This is a genomic window from Streptomyces sp. NPDC047002 (genome assembly GCF_040704505.1).
In the GTDB taxonomy this organism is placed as follows: domain Bacteria; phylum Actinomycetota; class Actinomycetes; order Streptomycetales; family Streptomycetaceae; genus Streptomyces.
On the sequence record NZ_JBEYWC010000014.1, the window covers coordinates 117,649 to 136,866 of the forward strand.

A 19,218-nucleotide genomic window follows, 5' to 3' on the forward strand; every position below is an offset into this window, starting at 1 on the left:
TTACCCTACGGCGCGCTCCGCTGTCCGGGCAGGCCCGGCCGTCCCGAGCCCCCGGCGAAGACGTCCTGGCCCGGTCTCTCCCCGTCGGGCCCGGCCCCGGGCCCGACGGCCCCCGCGGCCGGCGCGCCGGACCCGTTCTGTCCGGCGCCGGGGCGCCGGGCCTGCTGCGGTACGCCCGGATCCATCGGTCCCTGACCCGAGCCCGCGGCCGTCACGGCCCGCGGCTCCGGCGCCTCGCCCTGCGGCCGCCGCGCCCGGTAGGCGGAGCGGTACGCGGCGGGCGACGAGCCGAGCTGCCGCCTGAAGTGGCCGCGCAGCGCCACCGGGGAGCGGAAGCCGCAGCGGTTCGCGACCTCGTCGACCGAGTAGTCGGACGTCTCGAGCAGCCGCTGCGCCTGGAGCACCCGCTGGGTGATCAGCCACTGGAGCGGCGCGCTGCCGGTGAGCGACCTGAACCGCCGGTCGAAGGTCCTGCGGCTCATGTACGCGCGCGCCGCGAGCGTCTCCACGTCGAACTGCTCGTGCAGGTGCTCGAGCGCCCAGGCGACGACCTCGGCGAGCGGGTCGGAGCCGATCTCCTCAGGTAAAGACCTGTCCAGGTAGCGCTCCTGGCCCCCACTCCTGCGCGGCGGTACGACGAGCCTGCGCGCGAGCGCCCCCGCGGCCTCGGAACCGTGGTCCGTGCGGACTATATGGAGACACAGGTCGATTCCGGCCGCCGTGCCCGCGGAGGTGAGGACATCGCCGTCGTCGACGAACAGCTCCCGCGGGTCCACATGGACCGACGGGTACCGCTTGGCCAGCGTCGGCGCGTACATCCAGTGCGTGGTGGCCGGGCGGCCGTCCAGCAGGCCCGCCGCGGCCAGCACGAACGCGCCCGTGCACAGGCCGACGATCCGCGCGCCCTCCTCGTGCGCCCTGCGCAGCGCCTCCAGCGCCTCAAGCGGCGGCGGCGCGGTGATCGAGCGCCAGGCGGGCACGACGACCGTGCCCGCCCTGCCGATGGCGTCGAGGCCGTACGGCGCGGACAGTTCGAGGCCGCCCGTGGTCCGCAGGGGGCCCTCCTCGCCCGCGCAGACCAGCAGGCGGTAGCGGGGCACGCCGGCGTCCTGCCGGTCGATGCCGAACACCGAGAGCGGAATGGAGCTCTCGAAGATGGGACCGCCGCTGAACAGCAGCACTGCGACGACCTCCCGGCGGCGACGCCCGGAAAGCTTCCGTACTGACTCCTGTGTGGCGGTGGAGTCCTGGCTCATGGCGCTAAGCCCCCCTCGGTGTTCGCGTCTCCCCGTTCTTGCCGTTCTTGTCGGCCTGCTCGCTCCTGCACGATTCCCCTCGGTTTTGCACGGGTCCCCGGCCTTCGATGCTCATGATCGAATCTACTGGGTCCCGTGGTGCCGCCGTGACCAGTTCCGCACCCGGCGTTATGTCGACAAGGCAACTTGGCGTGAAGCATTCGATCACGAAGCGTTCCACTCGCGGGCCGTGCAGGGAAGTACGCCTCCCGCCCACGGCCCGTCCCGATGGGCGGGATTGGCGAACGGAAAGAGTCTCGTGCCTGGTCGCAAGGGGGTTGGCGAAGGATTTCGCCAAGGGTTCAGGAGGAGCGTGAAGTTGGCCGAAAAGAGATGGGAAGGTCCGTGTGAACTGCTCAATCTCCAGAAGCGCGTGCGGGAAACGTTTGTGAGCCCCCATGCATTGATGAGCCGCTGCGTGACCCCGTGTGCGCCCCCGTGCGCCGGGGCGTGCACCGTCCGCCGGGGCGCGCGTCCGGCGGGCCCACAGGGCTCTGTGCGTTCAGCCGGTTGGTCGGCCGGGCGGTCGGGTGGACGCAGGGGCCCGGGAGCCGCCCGCATCCGGCCGCGGCGGGGATCTTGGCACACGGCACCCCGCCCGGAGGCGTCCCGCCGTGGCCCCTGGAGCGGTACGGGCCACCCGTGGCACCGCCGGCACCGCGCGGCACGGCGCCCGGCACGACCGGGCGGCGTGCGGTACGGGTCGGCATCGCGCGGCATCCGGGTCGGCACCGCGCGGCATCCGGGTCGGCACCGCGCGGCACGGCGCCGGCGCGCCGTGAGGCCCGTGCACCCCGCCCTCGTGCAAGCACCCGCCGAGAGGGGGCCGCCCCCGGCCCGCACCGCCGCCCCCGAGCGCGTCACCGGCCGTGACTACGTACGGTCACCACCTGCCTGTGCACCACCCGCGGTGACCGCGCCCCGCCACCGCCCAGCCGCCGTCCGGCGACCGCCCGTGGCCCCGCGCGCACGGCCGCCTCCCCGTACGCGCGCCGCACGCCCCCGCGTGGGCGCCCGCGGGCGCCCCGTGGCCGGATGTACTCGCCATCGAGCATTGCGCTGCGCCGTCCGCTCGTGCATGCTCCCTGGAACGCCGCGCGCGAGCGCCGCGTGTGGGACGCCAAAGCCTGGGCATGAGAGGAGTGTCGCCGTACCCTTGGGGTAAGGGCTTGGGAAAGATGATTCCCGGACACAGCTTCGCCCGTCGCCCGCCCGTCGTCGCCATCGTCGTTCCTTCCCAAGAGGACCTCCTTCGCCGAGACATCCATGGCCGGTCACGAAATCCCTGAACCCGCTGACCGCAAGCAGGTAGCCGACCCCTTGGCGGAACTGCTGGCGGAGGAACAGTCGAGCACGTCCTGCGATCCGGCCTTCCGCCACGGAGTGGTGGTCGGGTTCGACGGCTCCACATCGAGCGAGCGAGCGCTCGCGTACGCCATCGGAATGGCCAGCCGGATCAGTTCCGGCCTGATCATCGTCCATGTGGCCAACAGACTCCCGACGACCGTGTGGGCGGGCTGCGAGCCCCCCGTCTTCGTCGACGTGCCCGACCACCGCACCGAGGTGCTCGGACTCGAACTCGCCTGCGCCGAGCACCTCTCCGAGGTGCCCTGGATCCTGGTGGAGCGCGGCGGGGACATCTGCCACGAGCTGGAGGAGGTCGGCCAGGAGTACTCGGCCGACGCGATCGTCGTGGGGTCGACGCACGGGATCGTGGGGCGCATCTTCGGATCCGTCGCCGGCCGGCTCGCGCGCCGCGCGCGCCGTCCTGTGGTCGTCATCCCGTGAGCCGCTGACGCCTGTTGCCTCGGTCGGCGCCGCCCCGTGCGCCGACTCGCCCGCCCCACCTGCCCCATGCGTATGACGTACCGTCAATACCCTTGCAGTGAAAGTGAATTTACTCACGCGTAGAGGTGCGTCGCGGCCCGGTGAAGGGTACATAACGGCCGCGGACCCCGTCGGCGGCGCGGCCGCGCGCCGAGCCCGGTGCGCCGGACCGGCCTGGCGGGCCGGCGAAGGGCCACGGGCCGGTGTCCAGGGCAGGCGCCGGCCCCTTCCGAGGGCGCGGCGCCCGGTGCCAACGGGTGGCACTCACCGGGCGCCGCGCCCCCCACCCCGCCCGCCGCCCGACCGGGGCGGCTGTGCGGCGGTGCGAAGGTGCCGGGGCGGCTACTCGACGGTGACGGACTTCGCCAGGTTGCGCGGCTTGTCGATGTCGCGGCCCAGCGCGAGCGCCGTGTGGTAGGCGAGCAGCTGGAGCGGGATGCCCAGCAGGATCGGGTCGAGCTCGGTCTCGTTCTTCGGCACGACGATCGTGTGGTCGGCCTTGGGCTGCTCGCGGTGGGCCACGGCGAGGATGCGCCCGTCGCGCGCCTTGATCTCCTCAAGGGCGGCGCGGTTCTTCTCCAGCAGGTCGTCGTCGGGCACGATCGCGACCGTCGGCATCGCGGGCTCGATCAGCGCGAGGGGGCCGTGCTTGAGCTCCGACGCCGGGTACGCCTCGGCGTGAATGTACGAGACCTCCTTGAGCTTCAGGGACGCCTCGCGCGCCACCGGGTAGCCGCGCACCCGGCCGATGAACATCATCGACTTCGCGTTCGCGTACGACGAGGCGAGTTTCTCGATGTCGCCCTCGGCGGCCAGGATCTCCTCGATCTGCCCCGGCAGCCGCCGCAGGCCCTCGATGATCCGCCGCCCGTCGGCCACCGAGAGGTCCCTGATCCGGCCGAGATGCAGCGCGAGCAGCGCGAAGGCGACCACGGTGTTGGTGAAGCACTTCGTGGACACCACGCACACCTCGGGACCCGCGTGCACGTACACGCCGCCGTCCGTCTCGCGGGCGATCGCCGAGCCGACCACGTTGACCACGCCGAGCACCCGCGCGCCCTTGCGCTTGAGCTCCTGCACGGCCGCCAGCACGTCGTACGTCTCGCCGGACTGCGAGACGGCCACGTACAGCGTGTCCGGGTCGACCACCGGGTTGCGGTAGCGGAACTCCGAGGCGGGCTCCGCGTCCGCGGGGATGCGGGCGATCTCCTCGATCATCTGCGCGCCGATCATGCCCGCGTGGTACGAGGTCCCGCAGCCGAGGATCTTGATCCGGCGCACGCCGCGCGCCTCGCGCGCGTCCAGGTTGAGGCCGCCCAGGTGCACCGTGGAGAACCGGTCGTCGATCCGGCCGCGCAGGACCCGGTCCACGGCCTCCGCCTGCTCGGAGATCTCCTTGTGCATGTACGTGTCGTGGCCGCCCATGTCGTACGACTCGGCCTCCCACTCCACGTGGGTCGGCGTCGCCGAGGTCAGCGAGCCCTCGGTGGTGTAGGTGCGGAAGTCGTCGGCCTTGAGGGTGGCCATCTCGCCGTCGTCCAGCGTGACGACCTGCCGGGTGTGCGAGACCAGGGCCGCCACGTCGGAGGCGACGAACATCTCCTTCTCGCCGATGCCGAGCACCACGGGCGAGCCGTTGCGCGCGACCACGATCCGGTCGGGGAAGCCGGCGTGCAGGACGGCGATCCCGTACGTGCCCTCGATGAGCTGGAGGGCCTGGCGGACCTTCTCCTCAAGGGTGGGCGCCTGCGAGCGCGCCACCAGGTGCGTGAGGACCTCCGTGTCCGTCTCGGACTGGAAGACGACGCCGTCCGCCTCCAGCTTGACCCGCAGCTCGGCGGCGTTGTCGATGATCCCGTTGTGGACGACGGCGACCCTGCCCTCGGCGTCCAGGTGCGGGTGCGCGTTCTCGTCGCTGGGGGAGCCGTGCGTGGCCCAGCGGGTGTGCGCGATGCCGGTGGTGCCCGCGAAGCGCTTGGGGATCCTGGCCTCCAGGTCGCGCACCCGGCCCTTGGCCTTCACCGCCCGCAGCGCGGCGGGACGGCCTGCGGCCGGTTTGCCGGTGATCACGACCCCGGCGGAGTCGTACCCCCGGTACTCCAGCCGCTGCAGCCCTTCGAGCAGCAGCGGAGCGACGTCCCGCTTGCCGATGTAACCCACGATTCCGCACATGTCAGGCTCTGCCCCTCCTGGTATCGGGTGTGCCCTTGCCGTCCGCGCGGCGGCCGCCCGCCGCGCCCGCGTGTCATCCGTAGACGATGCGGCGCAGCTGGCGCAGCGAGAGCTGCGGCGGCGCCACGGCGCGGTGCGGCAGCTCGGCCGCGATGCGCTCGAAGATCACCGAGTTCAGCGCGCCGCCGGCCTGGAGCTCCCGGTGGCGGCGGCGTACGAACTCCTCCGTCGTCTCGTCGAAGTACGCCAGCACGTCGAGCACCACCCGGGCGGCCTCCCCGCGCCGCAGCGCGGTCGAGCCGACCAGGTGGTCGATGAGGTCGTCGTACGACGCGCGGCGATCGAGCACGCGTTGATAGTGCCGATATTCGGGGAGCTGAGCAACATTTCTGCCCGGAATCGGGCAGAGAACCGCGCATTCGGGGGGTGTACGGGCGGAGGGGCCCGCCCCCGCCGAAGGACGCGACGGCGGAGGCGGGGTCGGGGGGCCGACGGCGGCGTCAGCCTGCCGCCAGCGGGTTGCGGAGCGTGCCCACGAGCTGGAGCGCCCCTGACGGGTCCTGGAGGTCCACCATCTGCTCGTTGTCGCGGAGCTGGAGCCGGTTCAGGCAGGACAGGGCGAACTCGCCCGCGAACATGTCGTACCGCTTGAACCGCTCGGCCAGCTCGGGCACCGAACTCTGGTACACCCGGACGCAGTCGGCGACCGTGCTCCAGAACTCGCCCTCCTCCAGCACGCCTTCGGTGACGAGGGCGGGGGAGAGGAACCGCAGGAAGCAGTCGAGCACATCGGTGAAGACCGAGAGCAGCCGCATCTCCTCGGGCACGTCGGCCCGGATGCGCTCGACCTCGGGCGGCAGCGGGGTGTCCTGCTCCATCACCGCGATCTCCTCGGCGATGTCCTTGAACACCGTCCGCCGCACCACGCCGTCCTCGACGACGAGGATGACGTTCTCGCCGTGCGGCATGAACACCAGGCCGTACCGGTAGAAGCAGTGCAGCACCGGCACGAGGTAGGCGTCCAGGTAGCGGCGCAGCCACTCGGCGGGGGCGAGCCCCGACTCGGCGACCAGCGCGGCGGCCAGCGACCTCCCGTCCCGGTCGGTGTGCAGCAGCGACGCCATGGTGGCGAGCCGCTCGCCGCCGGTGAGCGAGGGCACCGGGCTCTCCCGCCACAGCGCCGCGAGCATCTTGCGGTACGGGGAGCCCTTGGCGGTCGCCGCCTCGAACGTCCGGTGGTGGTAGCCGACGGCCGCGCGCTCCCTGATGATCGAGAAGCGGGCCGCGCGCAGCACGCCGTCCTGCTCGACCAGGCCCGCGAGCCAGTCGTTGATGGCGGGCGTCGCCTCCATGTACGCGGCGGACAGGCCGCGCATGAAGCCCATGTTGAGCACGGAGAGCGCCGTCTTCACATAGTGCCGGTCCGGGCGGCTGGAGTTGAAGAACGTGCGGATCGACTGCTGGGCCAGGTACCGGTCGTCGCCCTCGCCGAGCAGGACGAGGCGGCGCGCGGCCACCTCGGCCGCGAAGGTCACGGACAGCTTGTTCCACCACTGCCAGGGGTGCACGGGCAGCAGCAGGTAGTCGCCGGGGTCGAGGCCCTGCCCGCGCAGCACCGCGGAGAAGCGGTCGCGCTCCGCGTCGTCCAACTCGGCGCGCATCAGCGTGTCGTGGTCGAGGCCGGCGCCCGCGGTGAAGGTGGCGTGGTCGCGGTGCGCGGCCAGCCACACCAGCCGCACCTCGGACGCGGCCTCCGGCGCGAAGGCCCGGTACTCGTGCACGCCGAAGCCGAGCCGGCCGTTGTTGGCGACGAAGCAGGGGTGCCCCTCCGTCATGCCGGTCTCGATGTCCTGGAAGCCGGCCGACGCCAACTCGGCCGCCGTGGCGGGTTTTTTGGCGAGCTTGAACGCGGTGCCCGCGAGGGTCGCGGAGATCTCCTCCAGGTACACCGGGAGCACCGCGTCGGACAGCGCCAGCGCGCCGCGCAGCTCGGTCATGAACTCCAGCGCGTCGAGCTGGAGTTCGCGCCCACCGCGGTGGCGGCTCACCGAGTCGGCGGCCACCTGCCAGTGGTCGAGCGCGAACCGCTCGGCGCTGAAGCGGTACTCGGTCGCGCCGTCGTCGCTCAGCACGCGGTACGCGCCGTCGCCGAGGTGCTCGGGGGCCAGCAGGCGCTCGTGCGAGAACTCGGCGAGCGCCTTGCGGACCAGCGCGCGGTTCGCCTCGGCCCACAGCGCGGGCGTGAGGTGGGCGACGGCCGCGGCGGCGTGCGCGGGGTAGGGGCGGTTCATCGCGCACCGCCCCCGGTGGCCGCGGCGAAGTCCGCCCGGGTGCAGACGCTCAGCAGCGCCTCCTTCTCCGGCTTGGCCAGCTTCTCCACCACCCGGAAGCCGACCGCCTCGTTGAGCGCGTGCACGGCAGTGTTGCGCACGTCGGGCTCGACGACCACGCGCCGCACCGCCGGGTCGGAGAAGAGGAACTCCAGCACCGTCGTGAGCACCGCGCGGGTGAAGCCGTGCAGCGGCCGCGCGGGCTGCGGGTCCACCAGGAAGTGCATGCCGGTGTCGCCGGGCTCCGCCGCGTAGAGGCCCTTCAGCTCGACGTGCGCGGGGTCGTACCGCTCGATCAGGAACGCCGGGGCGCCGTTGTGCAGCCCGAGGTACGCGTCGTGGTGCTCGGCCGCGGCTATCGCCATGTACGCCCGCTCCACGTCGGTCAGCGAGTCGTGCCGCATCAGCCAGAACGACGCCTTCGGATGGGTGACCCAGCGGTGCAGCAGCACGGCGTCCTTCAGCGGGTCGACCCCGCGCACGGTGAACGCGCCGAGGCGCGGGTCGGTGCGGGTGAAGTGCGCGGCGTACGCGCTGAGCCTGCGGCCCCGCGCGGGGCCGGGTACGGGGTCGGTCATGCGAGCGTCCCTTCGGGCGCGGCGAACTCCTGGAACGCGACGGCCTTCTCCACCGGGTAGGGGGAGCGGCCGAGGAGCTCGCCGATGATGTACGCGTTGCGGTAGGGGCCCATGCCCAGGTCGGGCGAGGTGACGCTGTGCGTGTGCACCCCGCCGTTCTGGAGGAAGATGCCCCGGCCCGTCGTGTCGACGGAGTAGTTGCGGGCGACGTCGAGGCGCCCGTGCCCGTCGAGCCTGAGCCGCTCGGCGACGGGCGCGAGGAACTCCGGTGTGCGGTAGCGGTAGCCGGTCGCGAGGACGAGGCCCTGGGTGGCGAGCGAGAAGTCCCGGCCCTGCTCCTCCTGGTGCAGGCCCAGCGTGTACGTGCCGCCGGGCGGCGCGCCCGGCTCGTAACGGGCAGAGCGCAGCGCGGTGTTGGCCATCAGCCGGGTGGGGACGGGGCCCTTGAGGTTCTTCTGGTAGAGCAGGTCGAAGATCTGGTTGATCAGCTCCGCGTCGATCCCCTTGAACAGGGGTTTCTGCTCCCTCTCCAGCCGGTAGCGGGTGTCCTCCGGCAGGGCGTGGAAGTAGTCCACGTACTCGGGCGAGGTCATCTCCAGGGTCAGCTTGGTGTATTCGAGCGGGAAGAAGCGGGGCGAGCGGGTCACCCAGTTCAGCCAGTAGCGGTGGGTGTCGATCTCCGAGAGCAGGTCGTGGTAGATCTCCGCCGCGCTCTGCCCGCTGCCGACGACGGTGATGGACTCCTTCGCCTGGAGGGCCGCTTTCGCCTCCAGATAGCGGGAGTTGTGGATGAGGTCGCCGCCCAGGCCCGCGCAGCACTCCGGCACGTACGGCGGGGTGCCGGTGCCGAGGACCAGGTGCCTGGCGCGGTAGGTCTCGCCGCGGTCGGTGTGCACGCGGTAGACCTCGTCGGCCTCCTCGTACGCCACGGTGGTGACGGTGCGGCCGAACCGCACGGAGGACAGCTTCCCGGCCGCCCAGCGGCAGTAGTCGTTGTACTCGGTGCGCAGCGGATAGAAGTTCTCGCGGATGTAGAACGAGTAGAGCCTGCCCGCCTCCTTCAGGTAGTTGAGGAAGGAGTACGGCGACGTCGGGTCCGCGAGGGTGACCAGGTCGGAGAGGAACGGCGTCTGGAGGTGCGCGCCCTCCAGGAACATCCCCGCGTGCCACTCGAAGTCCGGCTTGCTCTCCAGGAACACGGCGTCGAGTTCGGTGAGCGGCTCGGCGAGGCAGGCGAGGCCCAGGTTGAACGGGCCGAGCCCGACGCCCAGGACGTCGTGGACCCGGGCGGCCGCGGTGTCAGGATGCGCGGGCAAGGCGTCCCCCGTTCTCCGTCGCGAGGTGCTGCTCCGCGTGGTCCGCGATCAGGTCGAGGACGGCGGCGATGTCGGAGACGGTGGTCTCCGGGTTGAGCAGGGTGAACTTCAGGTGCTGGCGGCCGTCCACGACCGTGCCGGCGACGACCGCGTCACCGGACGCGAACAGCGCCTTGCGGGCGTAGAGGTTGGCCCGGTCGATCTGGGCCGGCGAGGTGATGTCCCGGGGGATGTAGCGGAACACCAGGGTGGAGAGCCGGGGCCGCACCACCACGTCGTAGCGCGGGTCGGCGGCGAGCAGCCGCCAGCCGTCGGCGGCGAGGTCGCACACCTCGTCGAACAGCCGGCCCACACCGTCGGCGCCCATCACGCGCAGCGTCATCCACAGTTTCAGCGCGTCGAAGCGGCGCGTGGTCTGGAGGGACTTGTCGACCTGGTTGGGGATGCGCTCGGTGAGCGCGCGGCGCGGGTTGAGGTAGTCGGCGTGGTACGTGGCGTGCCGCAGCGTCGCCCCGTCGCGCACCAGCAGGGCGGACGAACTCACCGGCTGGAAGAAGGACTTGTGGTAGTCGACGGTCACCGAGTCGGCCCGCTCGATGCCGTCGATGCGGTCCCTGCGGGTGGGGGAGACCAGCAGGCCGCAGCCGTACGCGGCGTCCACGTGCAGCCAGGTGCCGAAGCGCTCGCACACCGCGGCGATCTCGGGCAGCGGGTCGATGGAGCCGAAGTCGGTGGTGCCCGCGGTCGCGACGACCGCCATCGGCACGTCGCCGTCGGCGAGGCAGCCCTCGACCGCGGCGGCGAGCGCTGCCGGCCGCATGCGCCGGTCGCGGTCGACCGGCACGGGCACGACGGCGTCGGGGGCGAGTCCGAGCAGCGTCGCCGACTTCTGCACGGAGAAGTGGGCGCAGTCGGAGGCGAACACGCGCAGCCGCCTGCGGCCGTGCGTGTCCTCGGCGATCTTCGCCTCCTCGCGGGCGAGCAGCAGCGCCTGGAGGTTGGACTGGGTGCCGCCGCTGGTGAACACGCCGTCGGCGCAGGGCCCGAGGCCGATCCTGGCGGCCGTCCAGTCGATCAGGCGGCGCTCGATGAGGGTGCCGCCCGAGCTCTGGTCCCAGGTGTCGAGGGACGAGTTGACGGCGGAGAGCACGGCCTCGCCCACCAGCGCGGGTATCACCACGGGGCAGTTGAGGTGCGCGAGGTAGCGCGGGTGATGGAAGTAGACGGCGTCGCGCAGGTAGACGCGCTCCAGCTCGTCGAGGGCCGAGTCGTTGTCACCGAGGGGGCGGTCCAGGTCGACGGCGTCGATCTCGGGGCGGAGTGCGTCGGGAGTCACACCGGAGAAGGGCGATCGCACCGACGCGAGGCGCGCGGCCACCCGCCCGACCCCGTCGGCCACGGAGCGCCGGTAGCGCTCTGCGGTGGTGTCGTTGAGCAGGTGAGAACGCATAGGGGGTCCTTCCGGGCGGGGGGTGGGGATACGGAAGTCGACGCACGCACACGGGGTCCGTGCGCACTAAGCAAGGTTAGCCTAACCTAACTTCCTGTTCTGGCCGGGGGCGCCGGGGGTGCCCACGAGGCCGTCGGCGAGCGCGGGCACGGGCGCGTGCGGAGTGCGCCCCCGTGGCCCGGGCGGGCGGGTGCGCCGCGCGGGGATCCCGCGCCCGGGCGTTCCGGGGCCTGGCGGCGAAGAGGCATGGCAGGCCCGGGCGCGACGGAAGCGGCGGCCCGCCCCGAGCGGTACGCGAAACGACGCCGAGCTCGGCCGCCGCCCGCGGGCGCTCCCGGCGCCGCAGTGGCCCCGGCCCGCGTCGCCCCGGCCGCGGCGGCCACGCTGCGCGCCCCGCGACGCGCGCGCGGGGCGCGGGCTCCGGGCCGAGGGGTCAGGTGCGGGCCGTGGGCCTGGCGAGGAGTTCGGCGCGGGTCTGGTCCTCGGTCGCGCCCTGGCGCCAGTAACCGACGAACGTCACGTCCGACTTGGCCATGCCCCGCTCCCGTACGAGCATCCTGCGCAGCGACCTGACCGCGGTCGACTCGCCGGAGAGCCAGGCGTACGGGCGGGTGCCGCGGCGGGCCGCGGCCCGCATCGCCGCGAGGGCGCGGGCGCCGCGCGCCGCGTTCGGGGCGTCCTCCGCGACCTGCCAGGCGATCCGCGCGTCCGCCGCGGTCTGCAGCGGCCTGCGGTCCGCGGTGCGCGGCACGTCGATCCACACGTCGGCCGCGATGCCCGCAGGCAGCGCCGCCAGGATCGCCTCGGCCGCGGGCAGCGCGGTCTCGTCCGCCCAGATCAGCACCGAGTCGGCGGACCCGGGCAGCCGGAAGCGCACCGCCGCGTTGTCCGCGACCCGCGGGCCGAGCACCACGACCCGCTGCCCCGGCACCGCGCGCGCCGCCCAGCGCGAGGCCGGGCCGAGGTCGCCGTGGAGGACGAAGTCCACGTCGATCTCGTCAGGACCGCGCCGCAGCGCGCGCAGGGTGTACGAGCGCATCACGGCGCGCTCGCCCTCGTCGATCTCCTGCCAGGCCGCCCACCAGCCGCCGCCGTGCTCCCTCGGCAGCACCGGCCGCTCCTGTCCCGGCCTCGGCAGGAACAGCGACAGGCTCTGGTCGAGGCCGAGTGACGCGAAGTGCGCGAGGTCGGTGCCGGTGAACGTCACCCGGAGCGTCGAGGGGCCGACGCCGCGGGTCCTTTCGACGGTCAGGTCGAAGAAGCGGTAGGGGCTCGGGGCCGTCGCCGTCGCCATGTCAGCTCACCTTCTTCGCCTTCTCGACGGCCTGCGCGAGGGAGTCGAGGACGGGCGCGCACTGCGCGTACGAGTACACGGGCTCCGTCACCCGGGGGACGACCTGCCCCGCCCGCACCGCCGGCAGCTGCCCCCAGGTCGGCCTGCCGGCCAGCGCGGACGGCTGGAGCGCGGAGGAGCGGTTGTCCATCATGATGATGTCGGCGTGGTACTTGCCGACGTTCTCCCAGCTCAGGCTCTCGAAGAAGCCCTGCTTGTCCACCTTGGGGGCCACGAACCGCACCCCGAGCTGCTGGAAGTACGCGGTGTCGGCCGAGGTCTTCGCGAGCGACACGTAGAACAGGTCCTGGCTGGCCGAGCCGATGAGCACGGTGATCTCCGGGCGGGCCTTGGCCGCCGCCCGCAGCCGCGCCGCCGCCTTCTCGAAGGCCGCCTTCGCGTCCGTGACCTTCTTCGCCCTCAGGTCTGCGCCGAGCGAGGCGGCGAGGTCCTCGTGGCGCTGGATCGCCTTCGGCATGGTCGTCTGCGAGGCTTCGAGAGCGACCACGGGCGCGAGCTCGGTGATCTCGGCCTTCGACTTGTCCGGCACGTACCACAGCTCGCCCTTCTGCCACTGCTCGGTGGCGAGCAGGTCGGGGGCGAGCGCCGCGTACTTCTCGACGTTGAACTCGCCGTAGACGTTGCCGATGACCGTGACCTTGTCCACGTCCAGGCCGCCTGCCTGGACGTCGGCTGAGCCGTCCTTCTTCTTCGTCGGCCCGAAGACGCCCTTGCACTCGATGCCGTAGTCGTGGAGCGCGGCGGCCGTCCCGATGAATGCCACGACGTTGCGGGGCGTGCGGTCCGCCTTCGCGACGACGCCCCGGTCGTCCTTGAAGGACCAGGGGCCCGCCTTCGGCGACGCGCCGTCGCTCGCGCTGTCCGTGCCGCCGCTGCTTTTCCCGCCGCCGCAGGCGGCCAGGGCCGCGCCGAGGCCCAGGGCTCCGCCGGCGGCGAGCACCCCGCGGCGGCCCACGGAGGGGGCGGTACGGATGTCGGGCATGGCGATGTCCCGCTTTCTTCGCGCCGCCCGGACCACGGCAGGGCCCGGAACCGGCTGGTGGGCATGTATAGATAGGTAAGCCTAACCTCACACCCCCACCGCCCCGCCCGAGGGCCTCGGGCTACGGCGAGGCCGCCGCCTTCTCGTGGACGCCTCAATGTTGGTGATGTACTCTTCTATGTATATTGCCAACATGCAGGAGAGGTGTCGTGTGTCCGTGACTCAGATCGACATCGACGACGACGCGCTGGAACGCGCCATGGCGCTGTCCAAGGTCAGGACGAAGAAGGAAGCGGTCAATCTCGCACTTCACTACTTCGCCGACCGGCAGGAGCGGGCGGCGCGCATCACTCGTCACTTCGAGCGCGCGCGCGAGTGGGGTGCCGTCGAGGACGCCGAGCGCCTTCACAGGGCGGAGAAGTCCGACCGGTGATGTACCTGCTTGACACATCAGGCCTGGTTCGGCTGCTTCGCGATCCCGCACTCCAGTCGGCCTGGTACGACGCCATCGATGCCGGTGTCGTCGCCTCCTGCTACCCGCAGCGCACCGAGTTCCTCCACAGTGCCAGGAACGGGCGCGAGTACGACGAGATCACGGAGATGTTCACCGACCTCTACCCCGACGTGGCGGTACCCAAGAACGCGGGACGCTGGGTCGGCGCGGTGCAGCGCCGCATGGCAGGGGCCGGAGAGCACCGCAGTGCCTCGGCGGCGGACCTCATCATCGCCGCCACCGCGGCCCACCACGGCCTGACCGTCCTCCATGACGACGCCGACTACCGCGCAATCGCCCGTCAGGCACCCGAACTGGCCGAATGCAACGTGCACGACACCGCCTGACGCCGTCTCGTCGGCCCGGCATGTACGGGCAGGAAACTTCCACGGACGTGCAGTCGAGCGCCCCTGTCCCATGCCTCCAGGTCCAACGCCTACCGCGTCGTCGCTGAGTGCGGTCGCGATGCCATCGGCGTCGGCAGGCCGGAAACGTCGCCACAACTCGACGCTGCATCACTTGTGGTTCCATTCGCTTTCCGATCGCGTCGGTTGTGTCATCTTCAATGCCGTACGTGCAAGTCGACCTGGGCGTTGCGGCTGTGGCGCATGCGCCGTGTCCGGAGCTCGAGCGCCGCGGCACTGTTCCCCGACGCTTCGAGGGATTCCTCCAACACCTTGAACCCTGCAAGGCATTCGCGTCGCCAGGACGCTGTCGGGATCTGCCACCACATTCCCGCAGACCGCGCCAGCAGGAGTATCGGCACCGGCCGCCTGACCAGTCGTGTCTTGCCCTGGCCTCCTGGCCCATGGATGAGTCGCAAGGCAACGCGTGAGTACCGACAATCGTTCCGCCAGGAGTCCAGGGTGAGCAACTCGGTTTCTCGGCCGGTTTGTCTGCACGATGCGCGCGAAACCTGAGGCCGACGCATACTGCCTCACCGCAACGCTCCGGGGGGACGGGAACGGGAAACCCGCAGGTGCCACGGCGCCGTCGGGACGCTGAGCACGTTAGCGGCGGCAGATGTCCCAGGGCGGGTTTTTGCGGAAGGACGATCCGCGGCCCGCGGAGTCCGATGCCACGTACGTGAGCGCAGGGGGTGCACGCGACCACAGACGCCGCAGCAGACCCCAAGCGCGGACCGGGCAGGGAGGAAAACCCAGGCCATGACCGTTGTCTCTCTCGCGAGGACGAGGGCCCCGGGCCCGCGCCGGCTCAGCCGGGGAAGCCCAGTTCTCTGGCGATGAGCATGCGCTGGACCTCGCTCGTGCCCTCGCCGATCTCCAGGATCTTGGCGTCGCGCCACATCCTGGCCACGGGGAACTCGTTCATGAAGCCGTAGCCGCCGTGGATCTGCGTCGCGTCGCGGGCGTTGTCGACGGCGATCGTGGACGAGTGCAGCTTCGCCATCGCCGCCTCCTTCTTGAAGGGCGCGCCCCGCAGCAGCCGGGACGCGGCGTCCCGCCAGCCGAGGCGGGAGAGGTACGCCCGCGTCTCCATGTCGGCCAGCTTGAACTGGATGGCCTGGTTGTCGCCGATCGCCCGCCCGAAGGCCCGCCGCTCGCGCGCATACCGCACGGACTCGTCCACACACCCCTGCGCGAGGCCCGTGCCCAGCGCGGCGATCGCGATCCTGCCCTCGTCGAGGATGCGCAGGAACTGCGCGTAGCCGCGGCCCTCCTCGCCGAGCAGGTTCGCGGCGGGGACCCGTACATCGGCGAAGGACAGCTCCCGGGTGTCCGACGCGTTCCACCCGACCTTGGAGTACGGCGGCGCCACGGTGAAGCCCGGCGTGCCGGCGGGCACGATGATCGAGGAGATGCGGGGCCTGCCGCCGTCCGCGCGGCCGGTGACCGCGGTGACCGTCACCAGGCCCGTGATGTCCGTGCCCGAGTTGGTGATGAAGCACTTGGTGCCGTTGATGACCCACTCGTCGCCCTCGCGCACCGCCGTGGTGCGTGTGCCGCCCGCGTCCGAGCCGCCCTCCGGCTCGGTGAGGCCGAACGCGCCCAGCATCTCGCCCGAGCACAGCCGCGGCAGCCACTCCCGCTTCTGCTCCTCCGTGCCGAAGCGGAACACCGGCATCGCGCCCAGGGAGATGCCCGCCTCCAGGGTGATCGCCACCGACGAGTCGACCCGGGCCAGCTCCTCCAAGGCGAGGCACAGCGCCAGGTAGTCGCCGCCCATCCCGCCGTACTCCTCGGGGAACGGCAGCCCGAACAGGCCCATGCGGCCCATCTCGCGGACGATCTCGTAGGGGAACTCGTGCCGCTCGTAGAAGTCGCCGATCTTCGGGGCGACCACGTCGTGGGCGAACTCCTCGACCGTGCGCCGGAGTTCCTCGTGCTCGTCGGAGAGTGTGTGGTCCAGGGACATCGTGTGCGTCACCCCTTGCGGGTCAGGGCCCGTACGGTACGGGAGGGACTTGGCCGGCCCAGCCGGTCGGCCATCCAGGTGCTGGTGGCGACCAGCCGGCCGAGGTCGACGCCGGTCTCGATGCCGAGGCCGCGCAGCATCCAGACGAGGTCCTCGGTGGCGAGGTTGCCGGTGGCGCTCTTGGCGAACGGGCAGCCGCCGAGGCCGCCCGCCGACGCGTCGACGGTGGTCACGCCGTGCTGGAGCGCCGCCAGGGTGTTGGCGAGCGCCTGGCCGTACGTGTCATGGAAGTGCACCCCGAGCGCGTCGGCCGGCACGCCCGCCTCGCCGAGCCCGGAGAGCAGGGCCCGCACATGGCCCGGGGTGGCGACGCCGATGGTGTCGCCGAGGGAGAGCTCGTCGCAGCCGAGGTCCCGCAGGACCCCGGCCACCCGCACCACCCGGTGGACGGGCACGGGCCCCTCCCACGGGTCGCCGAAGCACATCGACAGGTAGCCGCGCACCCGCAGCCCGTGCTCCTTCGCGCGGGCCACCACCGGCGCGAACATCGCGAGCGACTCGTCCACCGTGCGGTTGAGGTTGGCCTTCGCGAACGACTCGGTGGCGCTGCCGAACACCGCGATCCCGCGCACCCCCAGGTCGAGCGCGCGCTCCAGGCCGCGCTCATTGGGCACGAGGACCGGCAGCGCCACGCCCCTGATGTCGTGGAGCATCGGGAACAGCTCGGCGGCATCCGCGAGTTGGGGCACCCACTTGGGGTGCACGAAGCTGGTCGCCTCGACAGTGGCCAGGCCCGCGTCCGCGAGGCGGTGGATGAACTCGGCCTTCACCCCGACGGGGACGACCGCCGACTCGTTCTGCAGGCCGTCGCGCGCGCCGACCTCGTAGATCCGCACCCGGGGCGGCAGGCCGTCCGCGGGCACCGCCATCGGCAGCGCCTCAGGACCGCCCGCGGCCTCCGGTGTACGCGGCGCCTCGCTCATGAGCCCTCCTCGTCGGGTGTGACGACGGCGAGCACCTGGTCCATGGCGACCGTCGCGCCCGGCCGCACGTCGAGTTCGGTGACGGTGCCCGCGTACGGGGCGGAGACGACGTGCTCCATCTTCATCGCCTCGACCACCAGCAGGCTCTGGCCCGCCGCGACGGTGTCGCCGGCCGCGACCTTGACGACCGTCACCGTGCCGGGCATCGGCGCGGTCAGCGAGCCGCCGCCCGCCGCGGCCGCGGAGCGCCCGGCCGCCGCCGGGTCGTGGCGGCGGACCTCCCAGCTGTCGCCGTCCCTGCCGAGCCACACGCCCTCCGGCGTGGCCAGGGCCGCGAAGCGGTGCACGGCGCCGCCGAACTCCACACCGACGTACGCCGCTTCACGCCCGGTGCCGGTCCCGGTGCCGGTGTCTGTGCCGGTCCCGGTGTCTGTACCTGTAGCTGTGCCCGTGCCCACCAGCCTGGCCGGGGCCGGGGCGGCCTCGCCGACCCGCGCCTCGCCGCCGCGCAGCAGCACCGCCACCGGCTCGCCGCCCGGCACCCGCAGCGGGTACGGCACCCAGGCGGGCGTCCCGCCGAGCCGCCAGCCGTCGCCCGCGGCGAACGGGTCGCGCCAGACGCCGGCCTGCCGCGCCGCGTCCCGCTCGGCGCGCAGCAGCAGCGCCGCCGCCGCGTACACCTCGGGCGGCACGCCTGCGGGCAACAGCCCCTCGGCCTCCGCCTCGACCAGGCCCGTGTCCAGGTCACCCGCGACCACCCTGGGGTGGGCGAGCAGCCGCCGCAGGAAGCCCGCGTTGGTCGTGACGCCCAGCGTCACCGTCCCGGCGAGCGCGCCGCGCAGCCTGCGCACCGCGGTCGCCCGGTCGGGGCCGTACGCGACGACCTTGGCGAGCATCGGGTCGTACGCGCTGCCGACCTCCGTGCCGATGCTGAGGCCCGAGTCCGTGCGCACGCCGGGGCCCGCGGGCTCGCGCAGCGCGAGCACCGAGCCGCCGGTGGGCAGGAAGCCGCGCGCCGGGTCCTCCGCGCACAGCCGCGCCTCGATCGCGTGCCCGGTCAGCGCCACGTCCTCCTGCGCGAGCGGCAGCGGCTCGCCCGCGGCGACCCGCAGCTGGAGCTCGACCAGGTCGAGCCCGGTCACGTACTCGGTGACCGGGTGCTCCACCTGGAGGCGGGTGTTCATCTCCATGAAGCAGTACGCGGAGGGGTCGGCGCCCGGCACGATGAACTCGATGGTGCCCGCGCCCACATAGCCGCAGGACTTCGCCGCGGCTACCGCGGCCTCGCCCATCGCCGCGCGGGTCGCCCCGTCCAGCAGGACCGAAGGCGCCTCCTCGACCACCTTCTGGTGGCGCCGCTGGAGCGAGCACTCGCGCTCCCCGAGGTGCACGACGCGGCCGTGCGCGTCGGCCATCACCTGGATCTCGATGTGGCGCGGCCGGTCCACCCACCGCTCCACGAGCAGGGTGTCGTCGCCGAAGGACGCGCGGGCCTCCCTGCGGGCCGCCGCGATCTCCTCGCCGAGCGCCGCCTCCTCGCGCACCAGGCGCATGCCCTTGCCGCCGCCGCCCGCCGACGGCTTGAGCAGCACCGGCATGCCGATCTCCCGCGCGGCTGCCGCGAGTTCGGCGTCGGAGAGGCCGCTGCCCGAGGAGCCGGGGACCACCGGCACGCCCGCTGCCGCCACCGTCTCCTTCGCCCGGATCTTGTCGCCCATCAGCTCGATCGCGGACGCGGGCGGCCCGACGAACACCAGGCCCGCGTCGGCGCAGGCGGCGGCGAAGCCCGCGTTCTCCGCGAGGAAGCCGTATCCGGGGTGCACGGCGTCCGCGCCCGTGCGGCGGGCCGCGTCGAGCAGCCGCTCCACCGAGAGATAGCTCTCGGCCGCGGCCGCAGGACCGATCCTGACGGCCGTGTCCGCCTCGCGCACATGGCGCGCGTCCGCGTCCGCGTCGCTGAACACCGCGACGGAGCGCAGCCCCATCGCCCGCAGCGTGCGGATCACCCGGACGGCGATCTCGCCCCTGTTGGCGACCAGGACACTGTCGAACATCGTCACTC

At 72.5% G+C, this 19,218-nt stretch carries 15 protein-coding genes; 3 read left to right on the forward strand and 12 right to left on the reverse strand.

Annotated elements, in window-relative coordinates; all coding sequences use genetic code 11:
• Positions 1 to 5: 5 nt before the first annotated feature.
• Positions 6 to 1,256 (reverse strand): helix-turn-helix domain-containing protein, encoded by a 1,251-nt coding sequence (locus tag AB0910_RS16000; protein ID WP_366745190.1) that lies wholly within the window; start codon positions 1,254 to 1,256, stop codon positions 6 to 8.
• A gap of 1,305 nt (positions 1,257 to 2,561) precedes the next feature.
• On the opposite strand from AB0910_RS16000, the gene AB0910_RS16005 reads away from it, so the two are divergent.
• The gene (locus AB0910_RS16005) at positions 2,562 to 3,083 is read left to right on the forward strand and encodes a universal stress protein (protein ID WP_366745191.1); all 522 of its coding nucleotides are present in this window, start codon (positions 2,562 to 2,564) and stop codon (positions 3,081 to 3,083) included.
• Positions 3,084 to 3,464: 381 nt separating this feature from the next.
• On the opposite strand, the gene glmS is transcribed toward AB0910_RS16005, so the two are convergent.
• From glmS to AB0910_RS16045, 8 genes are all read right to left on the reverse strand, one after another.
• Positions 3,465 to 5,294 carry a glutamine--fructose-6-phosphate transaminase (isomerizing) gene (gene glmS, locus AB0910_RS16010; protein WP_366745192.1) on the reverse strand — a complete coding sequence of 610 codons (1,830 nt, stop codon included), beginning with the start codon at positions 5,292 to 5,294 and terminating at the stop codon, positions 3,465 to 3,467.
• Between the two features lie 73 nt (positions 5,295 to 5,367).
• Positions 5,368 to 5,643 (reverse strand): hypothetical protein, encoded by a 276-nt coding sequence (locus tag AB0910_RS16015; protein WP_366745193.1) that lies wholly within the window; start codon positions 5,641 to 5,643, stop codon positions 5,368 to 5,370.
• A gap of 151 nt (positions 5,644 to 5,794) precedes the next feature.
• Positions 5,795 to 7,585 carry an IucA/IucC family siderophore biosynthesis protein gene (locus AB0910_RS16020; protein ID WP_366745194.1) on the reverse strand — a complete coding sequence of 597 codons (1,791 nt, stop codon included), beginning with the start codon at positions 7,583 to 7,585 and terminating at the stop codon, positions 5,795 to 5,797.
• Entirely contained in the window at positions 7,582 to 8,202 is a 621-nt protein-coding gene (locus AB0910_RS16025; RefSeq protein ID WP_366745195.1) for a GNAT family N-acetyltransferase, read from the reverse strand. Before AB0910_RS16025 ends, AB0910_RS16020 begins: the two co-directional genes overlap by 4 nt.
• Complete coding sequence (locus AB0910_RS16030; RefSeq protein ID WP_366745196.1) at positions 8,199 to 9,518, reverse strand: lysine N(6)-hydroxylase/L-ornithine N(5)-oxygenase family protein; 1,320 nt, start codon at positions 9,516 to 9,518, stop codon at positions 8,199 to 8,201. Before AB0910_RS16030 ends, AB0910_RS16025 begins: the two co-directional genes overlap by 4 nt.
• Positions 9,502 to 10,968: an aspartate aminotransferase family protein gene (locus AB0910_RS16035; RefSeq protein ID WP_366745197.1), complete on the reverse strand. Its 1,467-nt coding sequence runs from the start codon at positions 10,966 to 10,968 to the stop codon at positions 9,502 to 9,504. Before AB0910_RS16035 ends, AB0910_RS16030 begins: the two co-directional genes overlap by 17 nt.
• Positions 10,969 to 11,401: 433 nt before the next feature.
• Positions 11,402 to 12,262, reverse strand: a complete 861-nt coding sequence (locus tag AB0910_RS16040; RefSeq protein ID WP_366745198.1) for a siderophore-interacting protein — start codon at positions 12,260 to 12,262, stop codon at positions 11,402 to 11,404.
• Between the two features lies 1 nt (position 12,263).
• On the reverse strand, positions 12,264 to 13,304 hold the full coding sequence (locus tag AB0910_RS16045) for an ABC transporter substrate-binding protein (RefSeq protein WP_366745199.1): 1,041 nt from the start codon (positions 13,302 to 13,304) through the stop codon (positions 12,264 to 12,266).
• Between the two features lie 211 nt (positions 13,305 to 13,515).
• On the opposite strand from AB0910_RS16045, the gene AB0910_RS16050 reads away from it, so the two are divergent.
• Both AB0910_RS16050 and AB0910_RS16055 read left to right on the forward strand, forming a co-directional pair.
• On the forward strand, positions 13,516 to 13,737 hold the full coding sequence (locus AB0910_RS16050; protein ID WP_366745200.1) for a type II toxin-antitoxin system VapB family antitoxin: 222 nt from the start codon (positions 13,516 to 13,518) through the stop codon (positions 13,735 to 13,737).
• Positions 13,734 to 14,144 carry a PIN domain-containing protein gene (locus AB0910_RS16055; RefSeq protein WP_366745201.1) on the forward strand — a complete coding sequence of 137 codons (411 nt, stop codon included), beginning with the start codon at positions 13,734 to 13,736 and terminating at the stop codon, positions 14,142 to 14,144. The genes AB0910_RS16050 and AB0910_RS16055 overlap by 4 nt, the downstream gene beginning before the upstream one ends.
• 868 nt (positions 14,145 to 15,012) lie before the next feature.
• On the opposite strand, the gene AB0910_RS16060 is transcribed toward AB0910_RS16055, so the two are convergent.
• The 3 genes from AB0910_RS16060 to AB0910_RS16070 are packed head-to-tail and all read right to left on the reverse strand — an operon-like array spanning position 15,013 to position 19,210.
• Positions 15,013 to 16,173, reverse strand: coding sequence for an acyl-CoA dehydrogenase family protein (locus AB0910_RS16060; RefSeq protein ID WP_366745202.1), 1,161 nt, complete (start codon positions 16,171 to 16,173; stop codon positions 15,013 to 15,015).
• Positions 16,174 to 16,181: 8 nt separating this feature from the next.
• The gene (locus AB0910_RS16065) at positions 16,182 to 17,156 is read right to left on the reverse strand and encodes a hydroxymethylglutaryl-CoA lyase (protein WP_366745203.1); all 975 of its coding nucleotides are present in this window, start codon (positions 17,154 to 17,156) and stop codon (positions 16,182 to 16,184) included.
• Positions 17,153 to 19,210 (reverse strand): biotin carboxylase N-terminal domain-containing protein, encoded by a 2,058-nt coding sequence (locus tag AB0910_RS16070; protein WP_366745234.1) that lies wholly within the window; start codon positions 19,208 to 19,210, stop codon positions 17,153 to 17,155. The genes AB0910_RS16065 and AB0910_RS16070 overlap by 4 nt, the downstream gene beginning before the upstream one ends.
• Between the last annotated feature and the right edge of the window lie 8 nt (positions 19,211 to 19,218).

What these genes read in the sequence shown, in the direction of transcription:
- AB0910_RS16000 (WP_366745190.1), bottom strand. Translation starts at nt 1,256, where the DNA reads ATGAGCCAGGACTCCACCGCCACACAGGAGTCAGTACGGAAGCTTTCC.
- AB0910_RS16005 (WP_366745191.1), top strand. Translation starts at nt 2,562, where the DNA reads ATGGCCGGTCACGAAATCCCTGAACCCGCTGACCGCAAGCAGGTAGCC.
- glmS (WP_366745192.1), bottom strand. Translation starts at nt 5,294, where the DNA reads ATGTGCGGAATCGTGGGTTACATCGGCAAGCGGGACGTCGCTCCGCTG.
- AB0910_RS16020 (WP_366745194.1), bottom strand. Translation starts at nt 7,585, where the DNA reads ATGAACCGCCCCTACCCCGCGCACGCCGCCGCGGCCGTCGCCCACCTC.
- AB0910_RS16025 (WP_366745195.1), bottom strand. Translation starts at nt 8,202, where the DNA reads ATGACCGACCCCGTACCCGGCCCCGCGCGGGGCCGCAGGCTCAGCGCG.
- AB0910_RS16035 (WP_366745197.1), bottom strand. Translation starts at nt 10,968, where the DNA reads ATGCGTTCTCACCTGCTCAACGACACCACCGCAGAGCGCTACCGGCGC.
- AB0910_RS16040 (WP_366745198.1), bottom strand. Translation starts at nt 12,262, where the DNA reads ATGGCGACGGCGACGGCCCCGAGCCCCTACCGCTTCTTCGACCTGACC.
- AB0910_RS16045 (WP_366745199.1), bottom strand. Translation starts at nt 13,304, where the DNA reads ATGCCCGACATCCGTACCGCCCCCTCCGTGGGCCGCCGCGGGGTGCTC.
- AB0910_RS16060 (WP_366745202.1), bottom strand. Translation starts at nt 16,173, where the DNA reads ATGTCCCTGGACCACACACTCTCCGACGAGCACGAGGAACTCCGGCGC.
- AB0910_RS16065 (WP_366745203.1), bottom strand. Translation starts at nt 17,156, where the DNA reads ATGAGCGAGGCGCCGCGTACACCGGAGGCCGCGGGCGGTCCTGAGGCG.
- AB0910_RS16070 (WP_366745234.1), bottom strand. Translation starts at nt 19,210, where the DNA reads ATGTTCGACAGTGTCCTGGTCGCCAACAGGGGCGAGATCGCCGTCCGG.